This is a genomic window from Pseudomonas sp. BP01, from assembly GCF_022760795.1.
GTDB classification, from domain to species: Bacteria; Pseudomonadota; Gammaproteobacteria; order Pseudomonadales; family Pseudomonadaceae; genus Aquipseudomonas; species Aquipseudomonas putida_Q.
This window is the reverse complement of record NZ_JAFBKA010000027.1, coordinates 32,313-43,843: the sequence shown is the minus strand read 5'-3', so window position 1 is coordinate 43,843 and position 11,531 is coordinate 32,313. Positions and strand designations below refer to the sequence as shown.

Annotated in this window: 12 protein-coding genes; 3 read left to right on the top strand and 9 right to left on the bottom strand. The window is 61.0% G+C overall.

The features are described from left to right. The first annotated feature begins 34 nt into the window (after positions 1–34). Positions 35–1,009 (top strand): UDP-glucose 4-epimerase GalE, encoded by a 975-nt coding sequence (gene galE, locus JOY50_RS21520; RefSeq protein ID WP_243055799.1) that lies wholly within the window; start codon positions 35–37, stop codon positions 1,007–1,009. A 40-nt stretch (positions 1,010–1,049) separates the two neighbouring features. Here the strand turns inward: galE and JOY50_RS21515 are convergent, their stop codons facing one another. The 9 genes from JOY50_RS21515 to JOY50_RS21475 form a co-directional block, all read right to left on the bottom strand. Further along, complete coding sequence (locus JOY50_RS21515) at positions 1,050–1,856, bottom strand: CpsD/CapB family tyrosine-protein kinase (protein WP_132840759.1); 807 nt, start codon at positions 1,854–1,856, stop codon at positions 1,050–1,052. A gap of 11 nt (positions 1,857–1,867) precedes the next feature. Further along, entirely contained in the window at positions 1,868–3,430 is a 1,563-nt protein-coding gene (locus JOY50_RS21510; RefSeq protein ID WP_243055797.1) for a Wzz/FepE/Etk N-terminal domain-containing protein, read from the bottom strand. A gap of 19 nt (positions 3,431–3,449) precedes the next feature. Beyond that, a complete protein-coding gene (locus JOY50_RS21505) occupies positions 3,450–4,565 on the bottom strand; it encodes a hypothetical protein (protein ID WP_019473989.1) in 1,116 nt (371 codons plus the stop codon). Positions 4,566–4,589: 24 nt separating this feature from the next. Further along, the gene (locus JOY50_RS21500; RefSeq protein WP_028613938.1) at positions 4,590–5,147 is read right to left on the bottom strand and encodes a polysaccharide biosynthesis/export family protein; all 558 of its coding nucleotides are present in this window, start codon (positions 5,145–5,147) and stop codon (positions 4,590–4,592) included. Between the two features lie 265 nt (positions 5,148–5,412). Further along, positions 5,413–5,589 carry an EPS-associated small membrane protein EppA gene (gene eppA, locus JOY50_RS21495; protein ID WP_016487266.1) on the bottom strand — a complete coding sequence of 59 codons (177 nt, stop codon included), beginning with the start codon at positions 5,587–5,589 and terminating at the stop codon, positions 5,413–5,415. Between the two features lie 250 nt (positions 5,590–5,839). Beyond that, on the bottom strand, positions 5,840–6,382 hold the full coding sequence (locus tag JOY50_RS21490) for a helix-turn-helix domain-containing protein (RefSeq protein ID WP_019473928.1): 543 nt from the start codon (positions 6,380–6,382) through the stop codon (positions 5,840–5,842). 186 nt (positions 6,383–6,568) lie between these two features. Then, positions 6,569–7,987, bottom strand: coding sequence for a short-chain fatty acid transporter (locus JOY50_RS21485; protein ID WP_028613937.1), 1,419 nt, complete (start codon positions 7,985–7,987; stop codon positions 6,569–6,571). 193 nt (positions 7,988–8,180) lie between these two features. Beyond that, positions 8,181–8,837 carry a CoA transferase subunit B gene (locus JOY50_RS21480; protein WP_028613936.1) on the bottom strand — a complete coding sequence of 219 codons (657 nt, stop codon included), beginning with the start codon at positions 8,835–8,837 and terminating at the stop codon, positions 8,181–8,183. A 35-nt stretch (positions 8,838–8,872) separates the two neighbouring features. Next, positions 8,873–9,571 (bottom strand): CoA transferase subunit A, encoded by a 699-nt coding sequence (locus tag JOY50_RS21475; protein WP_016499567.1) that lies wholly within the window; start codon positions 9,569–9,571, stop codon positions 8,873–8,875. A gap of 140 nt (positions 9,572–9,711) precedes the next feature. On the opposite strand from JOY50_RS21475, the gene JOY50_RS21470 reads away from it, so the two are divergent. Together JOY50_RS21470 and JOY50_RS21465 are read left to right on the top strand one after the other, a co-directional pair. Continuing rightward, on the top strand, positions 9,712–10,617 hold the full coding sequence (locus tag JOY50_RS21470) for a LysR family transcriptional regulator (RefSeq protein WP_028613934.1): 906 nt from the start codon (positions 9,712–9,714) through the stop codon (positions 10,615–10,617). Next, positions 10,605–11,426, top strand: a complete 822-nt coding sequence (locus JOY50_RS21465; protein ID WP_243055796.1) for an aldo/keto reductase — start codon at positions 10,605–10,607, stop codon at positions 11,424–11,426. The genes JOY50_RS21470 and JOY50_RS21465 overlap by 13 nt, the downstream gene beginning before the upstream one ends. Positions 11,427–11,531 lie beyond the last annotated feature (105 nt).

The following is an 11,531-nucleotide window of genomic DNA, read 5'->3' as shown; positions in this document are numbered from 1 at the left end:
TGCGTCTGTAAACAGCAGATTCCAGGAGGTGCGGATGAAATATCTGGTAGTGGGTGGCGCGGGCTACATTGGCTCGCACATGGTCAAGCACCTGCTCGGTGCCGGCCATGAGGTAGTGGTGGCGGACCTGGTTTCGCCTGGCCCCGGCATCCAGTGGGCCAAGCTCGATATTGCCGACGAAGCTGCGCTGGATGTGCTGTTCGGCGTTTGCCATTTCGATGCGGTGTTCCACTTTGCCTCGTTCATCCAGGTGGGCGAGTCAGTCAGCGCACCCGGCAAGTACTACCAGAACAACGTCGCTGCCACCCTTGCCCTGTTGCAGGCCATGGTGAATGCGGGCATCCGGCACCTGGTGTTTTCTTCCAGTGCCGCCGTTTATGGCAACCCGCAGTACGTGCCGATCGATGAAGCGCATGTCAAAGGGCCGATCAACCCCTATGGGCTGAGCAAATGGATGGTCGAGCAGATTCTTGAAGATTTCGACCGGGCATATGGTTTGAAGTCTGTATGCCTGCGTTATTTCAATGCCGCCGGTGCTGACCCCGATGGCCAGCTCGGTGAACGCCACGAGCCGGAGACCCACCTGATCCCGCTGATCTTGCAGGCCGCATCAGGCCGACGCGAGGCGGTGACGGTGTTTGGCCGGGATTACGATACGCCGGATGGCACCTGTATCCGCGACTACGTGCATGTGGCCGATCTGGCGACGGCGCATGCGTTGGCGGTGGATTATTTACTGGCAGGTGGCGAGCGCACCGCGTTCAACCTGGGCAATGGCCTGGGCTTTTCGGTGCAGCAAGTGATCGATACAGCCCGGGCAGTGACCGGGCGGCAGATCACTACCCTTGACGCCCCGCGCCGCGCTGGCGACCCGCCACGGCTGGTGGCAGATGCAAGCAAGGCGCTGCAGGTGCTGGGCTGGCGGCCGGAGTTTGCTTCGCTGGAGCAGATTGTGCGGCATGCGTGGCAGTGGGAGTTGCAGTATCCCTGGAGCCTGCATCAGGGCTGAGATCTTTGGGGGCTGCAAAGCAGCCCCAAAATTTCGAACCTTAATAATAGGTTCGCGGCTGCTCGTCAGCCTTGTTCAGCACCGTGCCGATCAGGTTAACCGTGGCCAGGTGATGCAGGCAGTCCTCGATTTCCTTCTTGTTGTTCATCCCGTTGGCCACCACCAGCAGCACACAATCAAACTTGGGTATCACGGTGATCGCATCGTCAGAGCTGAGCAACGGCGGCAAATCGAAAATGCAGATGCGCGACTCGTAGCGGTTGCGCAAATCACTGATCAGGTTGTTCACCTTGGGCGATGACAGCATCTCGGTCGACATCGGCACCGGCACCCGCGTGGGCAGCACCACGAAACGTGGCAGGGTCGGGTTGACCAGGCACTCCTGCAATTCGGCCTTGTCCGTCAAAAACTCGTTAAGCGCCTGCTCCATGGGCAGGCCCAGACAGCTGCCGACCTTGGGCCGGCGCAGGTCGAAATCCACCAGCAAGGCGGTTTTGGTGGTGTAGTGGGCGATACTCATGGCCAGGTTGATCGCCAGCACCGTCTTGCCTGCCTCAGGCGTTGGCGAGGTGATGCCCAGCGTGCGCCAGCCGTTCTCTTCCATGGCCCTGAGCACCTGCGTGCGCAGCAGGTCGATCGGCCCGTTCATGTTGGAGTTCTTGTTGTACGCCACGATGCGGTGGCGCTCCAGATGGTCCGCCCGCAGTGGCACCACTTTGGTGTTCACATAGTCGAACAGCCCAGGCACTTCGGCCAGCGCCGTGCCGGGTGCGGGTGACAATACCTGGGGGGTACCCGGGGTAACCTGGTGAAGATTATTACCAACAGACGGCTTGGTCCTGTCCATCACTGCTTTCCCTATGCAAACCGAGATATGACTTTGAACAGCAGCACATCCAGTGGCATGTAGAAGACGTGCACCAGCACTACCATGATAGCCGCCAACGCCAGTGCTGCCAGCATCAGCCAGTTACGCCAGCGTTTGCGCCTGGCCACGTCGGCCCTGGTATCGATGTAGGGCAGAGCCACCAGCACCCGTTTGCCCAGCAGGCTTTCCAGCGCGCCGACGCCGCGCACACGCTGGTTGAGCATTTCCAGCAGCATCACCAGGGCGCCACCGCCTGCCGGCGCCAGCACCAGGCCCAACGCAGCGATCTTCTTGCGATTAGGCTTGATCGGTTTCTCAGGCATCAGCGGTGGCTCCAGCAGTACAAAGCGCTCGGCCTTGTTCTCCTGCTCCAGGCTTTCGGTAATTTTCGCGCCCATTTCCTTGGCACGGATTTCTTCGTATTTCTTGCGCGCATTATCGTGGTCACGCATCAAGGTCACCAGGCCACGCTCGACTTGCGGCGCCTCGAGGATCTCGGCCTCGTAACCTTCCATCTTCCTGGTCAGCTCACGCTTCTGATCGGCCAGCGATCTGATACGTTCCTGGGCCGCGCTCATCTTGGCCCGAACGCGGGCCACGTCGAGGCTGACCGTGGACGTGGTGGCCGTGCGCCCGCCGCTGGCTTCCAGCGCCTGGATCTTGCGCTTGGCCGCCACCACATCCGGGTGGGCATCCTTGTAGCGGGTCAGCAACCGGGCGTACTCGGCTTTCAGGCTTGGCAGGTCCTGAGCCTGGTCGGGACTGGTCGGTTTGCTGCCTTCGGTAACCTTGGTTGCAAGGCCGGCATTGGCCGCAGACAGCTCCAGCTCCAGGTAGCGCAGTTCTTCCTGGGCGGCCTTGTAGTCACGGTCGACCTCGCGGAACTCCAGCTCCGAACGCGAGAGCATGTTCATGCGCAGGGTCTGGTGCTCGGGCAAGGCATTGGCGTGGGCTTGCTTGAAGTCGGCAAGCTGGTTTTCCAGGCTGGCCAGCTCGGCGCCCAGCTTGTTGGCCTCCTGGGTAAGAAACTCGGTGGTTTCGTTGGCCCGCTCGGTGCGCTGCTTGAGGTTTTCGTTAAGGAACAGAGTGACCAGTTCGTCGGCCACTTCCTTGGCGACTTGCGCCTGCTTGTCTTCGAAGGACACATTGAACGCAACCGTCGCCTCGCCCCGCCCGCGCACGAACGTGGTGAGGGTTTCGACCACGATGGCATTGCGCATCTGGTCGATCTTGTCGGACTCGCTCAAGCGCTTGTCGGCGAACAGGTTGTACTTGTCGATGATGCGCAGCAGGTTCTCGCGCGTCATCACCCGCTGGCGAATCACCTCGATGCGCTCATCGGCAAAGCTGGTGGTGTTGGTCGACACCAGCTCGGGGGAAATCTGTTGCGACTCCACGAGAATGGTGCCGGTCGACTGGTAGATCGGCGGCACCATCAACGCGACACCCACGGTCGCGGCAAGAATGACTACGGCACTCACCCCTAACACCAGGGCCCTGTCCTTGATAATGGCGATGTAATCTCTGATGGAGAGTTCGTAGTCAGACTTCATGGGGCCACCTGCCTGAAGTTCAGATGTCGGGGTACCTGTACGTCAACGTCAAACCAACGATCGTAGCGGTTGCATCGGGCGCTTGGTCCTGTTGCCGTTCCTTGTACATGAGCGATAGGCGCAGGTCCCAGTACGGGGAAAACTGCCGGCTGGCCCAAACGCTGTAAGTCTGCAGTGTGTTAGGGCTCTGCCCCTTGCTGTCTTGCCAGGCAGCGTCAGCGCCCACCCGGGTCAGTTCGGTGACAGCGTAACTCCACACGCCACGCACCTGGTCCAGCTCGGCGAACCCGCCTTCGGCACTGGCCACCGTGCTGCGCTCAGCGGTCAGGCTGGCAATGGCACGCGTGCCGGTGTACAGCAACGCCACCCCTCCCTCACCGCGCCGGCCGCCGTCATCGCCAGACACCTGGTTGACGCCAATGTGGGCATCGGCGCTCAGGCCTTCGGCAAGCTGGTACTTGATGCCCACTGCCGGGGTGTAGCTGTTGGACGCGGTCGCGGTAAGGTCCTGCTCGGGGTCATAGCGTCGGGCACCGAAGCGGGTATACACATCGGCCCGCTCGCTCCAGGCGTAGGTCCAGGTAAATACGTTTGCCAGTTCGTCGTAGCCGGTCAGTGTGCTGATGTCATAACGGGCACGGTTGTAGGTGGTTTCGTTGCTCAGGGTGCTGCGCTCGGTAATCGCCTGGCTCCAGTTGCCGGTCAGGGTGTAGAGCTTTTGCGTACCGTCGGTGGTGATCACCCCGGTATCCAGCACTGTCCCCGACAGCGTCGAGCTTTCGTTGTACCGGGCCACCAGGCCGAAACGCCCACGTTCGGTGGTGCGCTGCCAGCCCAGGCTGATATCGGGGTCTTCACGGTCATCGACCACATCGGTGTCAGACGATCGCAACACATGCATGCCCAGCCCCAACCTCAATTCGTCTTGGTCGAAGGTACCGATCAGGGTGTAATCCGGCGCGATGATCGTGCGCGTTACGCCCTTTTCCCCCGACGTCAGCAACAAAGGGTTGCTGTCATACTCGACGGATGTCGGTACCACCACCGTAGACTGCCAATTTGCCGCCAGGACCGCGTCCGTAAACGGCAAAGCCAGGATTGCCGTTGCAATGCTAGTTGTTCTTAGAAGAGGCATTAAGTGTTCTTATTAAAGGCAAGATCAAGGAACGACCAGCGTATCGCCAGCCTGAAGTTGGATGTTGGTGGACATGTCCCGCCCAGACACCAGGTCCTTATATCGCACGGGCAGGATCTTTTGGGAAGCGCCGGTGCCGCGGACCACCTTGATATCGCTTTCGTCAGCAAATTTGTCCAGGCCGCCCGACATGCTCAGCGCCTGAAGCACTGCGGTAGGGCCCGCCATTTGCACAGGGCCCGGTTTGATCACTTTACCCTGTACATAGACCAGGTTGCCGGCGATGCTCTTGACGACAACGCTGACGTTCGGGTCGGGGAGGAATTTTTCGAGTTTGGCAGCCACTTGCTTCTCAACTGCCGTTACATCCAGCCCGGCAACATTGATGCGCCCGGCCAAGGGGAAGGTAATACTGCCATCGGGTAGTACGGTGGCTTCTTGACGCAGGCTGTCTTCCTGCCACACCGAAACCATCACCACATCACCAGGGCTGAGCAGGTAAGCCGCACCACTCTGATCGGCGTTACCGGCACTGGACCACACGGCCAGCGCACAGAATGCGGCAATCATTGAACGCATCATGAGGGTCCCTCCGGCCAAATGGCCCGAAAAAGAGCACTGAATGAGAACAGCACACCAACTCTCGCTCTGCTTCGCGGCTTAAACCCGCCGCGATGGCCCGTCCTTCCTGGAGGCCCCAACCTTGACGCTTTACAGGTAGGCTGCCTTGCTCTGCAACCAAGGCCTTTCAAGGGCTACTGGGAATATAGCAACGGTTGGGAAATTCACAAGCCAGGCCCTGGGCTTGCAACAACTTGCGCTCGCGTTGAAAACGAGCCGATCAGGTTCAGATTTTTCTTCTGTTTGCCACCAGTACAAAGCCGACAACCGCGAATGCCAACAACCAGCCGGCGGTTGAAACAGGAATGATACTGTTTTGGTTTACGTATGAATCTGCCGCACGCGCAGCCCCACTCAGCAACACCAGCAAGAACATCGATTTGATAATCAAAGTCGTGCGCATACGCCCCTCCTAAAATTAGGAAAATCAATTAGTTATTTGCACGGTGTGGCGGGAGTTGTTTAGCTGCTGACTTGAGCTTATGGGCACAATGACACTACGTCAATGATCCGACACCATAATAAAATTCAATGGGAGATGGGGGTATTCGTCAAAATACCGACATGCAAAATATGCAAAGGGGTGGTGCTGTGATGGAGGCTGCGTTTCACGGATGAGAACAGGTGGGGGGCGTGCTCTACCCCCCAGGGGTTTATTCGTCTGCGTGGTGAACCACGACCAGCAATTGCGCCGGTAGAGCACCCACCGAGCGTAGTCGATGCGGTGTCTGCGCGTTGAAATGCAGGGCATCGCCTTGCTCAAGCAGCACCCGTTCGTTCATGAAATCCACCTCCACCTGGCCTGCGTGCACAAACAGGAACTCCTCGCCCAGGTGTTCCTTGAACGTCGGGTCGCTGAACTCGTTCGGCGGCTGGATCAGAAACGGCAGCAGGCTGCGCTGCCCGACCTGGCTGGTGAGGGCTGCGTAGCCCGGTCCTTGCCCATCGCCTACCAGGGCCTGACGTTCGCCATGGCGCACCAGGCTGTAGCGGCTCTGGCCGACCTGCTCTTCAGCGAACAGCTCTTCGACATTGACGTTCAATGCCCGTGCGAGCTTTAGCGCGGCGGCAATCGAGGGTGTATTCAGGCCGCGTTCGACCTTGGACAGGTAGCTTTTGGTCATGCCGGTCTTCTCGGCCAGCATTTCCAGGGTCATTCCCAGTTTCTTACGCAGCAGTTTCAATCGGATAGACATGTGACGCGGGTTTCCCAGGCTGAGGCAGCCTGGTAATGATACGTGGACTGCCGGCGAAATGCTGGGGCTGCTTTGCAGCCCATCGCCGGCAAGCCAGGCTCCCACAAATACAGCGTCACTTTTTGGGCATGCGCCGGACCTGTGGGAGCTGGCTTGCCGGCGATGGGCCGCACAGCGGCCCTGCCTTCATGGCATCACAGGCGGTACGTATTGCAGCGTCGTGCCCAGCGCCCACAGCAACACCAGCACCAACGGCACATGCACCAGCAATTGCACGAACGAGAAGCCGATCAGGTCGCGCGCCTTGAGCCCCAGCACGCCCAGCAGCGGCAGCATGTAGAACGGGTTGATCAGGTTCGGCAAGGCTTCGGCAGCGTTGTAGATCTGCACCGCCCAGCCCAGGTGGTACTGAAGGTCGTTGGCCACCAGCATCACGTAGGGTGCCTCGATGATCCACTTGCCCCCGCCCGAAGGGATGAAGAAGCCCAGAACGGCCGAGTACACCCCCATCAGCACAGCGTAGGTGTCATGGGTGGCAATCTGGGTGAAGAACAGCGAAATATGGTGGGCCAGCGTCTGTTCATCCACGCCCTTCACCTGGGTGAGAATGGCCGCGATGGACCCGTACAGCGGGAACTGGATCAGCACCCCCGTGGTGGTCGGTACGGCACGCGCCACCGCATCAAGGAAGCTGCGCGGGCGCCAGTGCAGCAAGGCACCGAGCATGATGAACAACAGGTTGTAGGTGTTCAGCCCGGAGATCGCGGTAATCGCCGGCTTGGTGGCGAACTCCTGGTACAGCCAGCCAGCGGCCAGAGCCACCAGCAGCAGGATCAGGATCGGGCTGTGCTCCAGCCACTCACCGGGGCGGGTGCGCTGCGGTGTAGGGGGCGCTGTGAAGCTAGGGTCGACGCCGCAGTCTTCGGCACTGCGTGCGCTGTTCGGGCCAGGGGCCGTGGCATAGGCGATCACCAGCGAGACCAGCACCAGCGCCAGCAGCATGACGCCAGACTGCCAGAGGAAGATGGTTTCAGTGAACGGGATCACCCCGGTAATCGACAGGATTGAAGGGGGCAGGCTGGCCGGGTTGGCCTGCAGTTGCGCCGCCGACGATGACAAGCCCAGCGCCCACACCGCACCCAGCCCCAGGTAGGCGGCCGCGCCAGCGGCGCGGTAGTCCATCTTGAGTTCGGTGCGCCGCGCCAGGGCGCGTACCAGCAGGCCGCCGAACACCAGCGACAGGCCCCAGTTGAGCAAGGAGGCCAGCATCGAGATCAGGGCTACCCAGCACACTGCCGAGCGACCATTGCCGGGGATGCGCGCCAGGCGATCGATCAGCCGTGCGGCCGGCGGCGAGCTGGCCACCACGTAACCGCCAATGACCACGAAGGCCATCTGCATGGTGAACGGGATCAGGCTCCAGAAACCGTCACCAAAGGCCTTGGCGGTGTCGGTCGGTTTGGCACCCATGGCCAGGGCACCGATACACACCAGCAGCACCGCCAGGGCAGCGAACACCCAGGAATCGGGGAACCAGCGTTCGGCCCAGTTGGAACAGCGCAAGGCAAAGCGCGCAGAACGGCTGTCTTGGATTTCAGCGGCCACAGTTGAATTCCTTTTATTGGTTTTATTGGATGAATCAGCAAAAACACAAAACCCCTGCAGGAGCGGCCTTGTGTCGCGAAAGGGCCGCAAAGCGGCCCCACGATCTCAGCGTCGATGCCGAAATCGCGGGGCTGCTTTGCAGCCCTTTCGCGACACACGGCCGCTCCTACAGGGGACGGTGTGTTGCGGGTAACTAGAAGGTCATTTCCTTCACATCATCCGGCACGATCAGCTTGCCGGCGGTTTTCGCGATGATCTCTTCAACGCTTACCCCTGGCGCGGTTTCGCGCAGGATGAAGGCGCCGTCTTCGATTTCCAGGTAAGCCAGGTCGGTAAGCACCTTGCGGATGCACCCGGCACCGGTCAGCGGCAGGCTGCATTGTGGTAGCAGCTTGGACTCACCGTCCTTGGAAGCATGGGTCATGGTGACGATGATGTTCTCGGCGCCGGCTACCAGGTCCATGGCACCGCCCATGCCCTTGACCAGCTTGCCCGGGATCATCCATGAGGCGATGTTACCTTGCACGTCCACCTCGAAAGCGCCCAGTACGGTGAGGTCGACATGGCCACCACGGATCATGGCGAACGATTGTGCCGAATCGAAGATCGAAGCGCCGCGGCGGGCGGTGACGGTTTGCTTGCCGGCGTTGATCATGTCGGCATCGAGGGTGCTTTCGGTAGGGAACTCGCCCATGCCGAGCAGGCCGTTTTCCGATTGCAGCATCACATCCATATCGGCGGGTACGTAGTTGGCCACCAGGGTCGGAATGCCGATACCCAGGTTGACGTAGTAGCCGTCCTTCAGTTCACGGGCGACGCGTTGCGCCATCTGTTCGCGGGTCAGTGCCATGGTCAGGGTCTCTTTGTTGTTCTGATGGAGGGCGCTCAGGCCTTGACGGTGCGCTTTTCGATACGCTTTTCGAAGGTGCCGACGATGACACGGTCCACGTAGATACCCGGGGTGTGGATTTCGCTGGGCAACAGCACGCCGGGTTCGACGATCTCTTCCACTTCGACCACGGTGATCTTGCCGGCGGTGGCCGCCAGCGGGTTGAAGTTTTGCGCGGTATTGCGGTACACCACATTGCCGTAGTGGTCGGCCTTCCAGCCCTTGACGATGGCGAAGTCACCGGTAATGGATTCTTCAAGGATGTACTTGCGGCCCTTGAACTCGCGCACTTCCTTGCCCTCGGCAACGGGGGTGCCGTAGCCCGTAGCGGTGAAGAACGCCGGGATTCCGGCACCGCCGGCGCGCATCTTCTCGGCCAGGGTGCCCTGTGGGGTCAGCTCCACGTCCAGCTCACCGCTGAGCAGTTGGCGTTCGAACTCGGCGTTTTCACCTACATAGGAGGCGATCATCTTGCGAATCTGCCGGTCTTCCAACAATACGCCCAGGCCGAAGCCGTCGACGCCGCAGTTGTTCGATACTACGGTCAAGCCTTTGACGCCGCGTCGCTTGATTTCGCTGATGAGGTTTTCCGGGATGCCGCACAGGCCGAAACCGCCGGCCAGTACTGTCATGTTGTCGGTCAGGCCTTCAAGGGCCTGTTCGTAGGTTGCAACGCGCTTGTCCAGTCCGGCCATGCTGATCCGCCTTTTGTAGTTGTAGAACCGACGAGGATGTCGGTGAGCGTGTGCAGACATCTTCACCGCACGCGACTGATTTGTTAATTTTGTTTTCGTCATCGATTGATAACTTTTACAAAACAAACAATAGGCCTGTCATGAACGTCAAGCAACTGCGTGCCTTTGTCGCCGTGGCCAAGTACCAGAGCTTCGCCCAGGCCGGTGAGCACCTGCATATCTCGCAACCCGCCCTGAGCCTGACCATCAAGGCCCTGGAAGAAAACCTAGGCGGCGCCCTGCTCAGCCGCACCACGCGCAGCGTCAGCCTCACCGCCGAGGGCGAAGTGTTGCTGCCGCTGGCACGGCGCCTGCTGGCAGACTGGGACGACACTGAAGAGATGCTGCGCCAACGTTTCACCCTGCAACTGGGCCGGGTGTCGGTGGCGGCCATGCCAGCCTTTGCCGGCAACCTCCTGCCCCACTCGCTCAAGGTATTTCGCCAGCGCTACCCCAAGGTCAACGTCACGGTGCATGACGTGATCAACGAGCAGGTGCTGGAACTGGTACGCCATCGCCGCGTCGAACTGGGCATCGGCTTCGAGCCGGAAAACATCGACGGGCTGGATTTCCACCCGTTGTACCTGGACCGCTTCGTAGCGGTGGTACCGGCCGACTCGCCCCTGGCGTTGCTGCCCCAGGTCAGCTGGGCACAGCTGATGGCCGAAGACTTCGTGGCCCTGCAACGCCCTTCGGCGGTGCGCCTGCTGATGGAGCAGAATGTGGCCGCCCACCACGGCAAACTGGCCGTGGCATTCGAGAGCCACCAGTTGGCAACCATTGGCCGCATGGTCGCCAGCGGCCTGGGGGTCAGTGCCGTACCGGCGCTTTGCATCAACCAGATGCAGGAGCTCGGCGCCCGCTGCATCACCTTGGTGGAGCCCACGGTCGAGCGGCGCATCGGCGTGATTGCCCTCAGCGAACACAAGCTTTCCACTGCAGCGCAGGCGCTGCTTGAGGTTGTGCTTTCCAATACCCGCATCCCGGAGGTGACATGCGTTACGTGAAACTGGCAGGTTCGAGCGTTCCGGCCATCGGCCAGGGCACTTGGTACATGGGTGAGGACCCCGGCCGCAAGGCTGCCGAAGTGGCGGCCCTGCAACAGGGTATCGAGTTGGGCCTGACCCTGATCGACACCGCCGAGATGTATGCCGAAGGCGGCGCGGAAGAGGTGGTTGGCCAGGCCATTGCCGGGCGCCGCGACCAGGTGTTTCTGGTCAGCAAGGTGTACCCGCACAATGCCAGCCAGCGCGGCATGGCGGCCGCCTGCGAGCGCAGCCTCGCCCGCCTGGGTACCGACTGCATCGACCTGTACCTGCTGCATTGGCGTGGCCAGCACCCGCTGGAAGAAACCGTCGAAGCCTTCGAGCGTTTGCGCGAGCAAGGCAAGATCAGGCGCTGGGGCGTGTCCAATTTCGACCTCGACGACCTGCGCGAACTGCACAACCCGGACTGCGCCACCAACCAGGTGCTCTACAACCCGGCTCAGCGAGGCATCGAATTCGACTTGCTGCCATGGTGTGAAAAGCGTGCGTTGCCGACCATGGCCTACTGCCCGCTGGCCCAGGCCGGGCGCTTGCTGCAGCACCCGGTGCTGGCAGAAATCGCCGAGCGCCATGGCGCCACGCCGGCCCAGGTCAGCCTGGCCTGGGTGACCCGCAGTGATGGGGTGATCGCCATCCCCAAGGCCGTGGCGCCCGAGCATGTTCGGCTGAATGCAGCCGCAGGTTCGCTGACCTTGAACAGCGAAGACCTGCGGGCAATCGACCGGGCGTTCCCGGCACCGACGCGCAAGCAGCGGTTGGCGATGGTGTAACCGGCGAGCCGTGAATCGTTTCAATCTTGCCAATCTGAAAGCGTGCGCGGCCCCTGTGGGATCGGGTTTACCCGCGAAGAAGGCAACACGGTGGATGGCACGGGC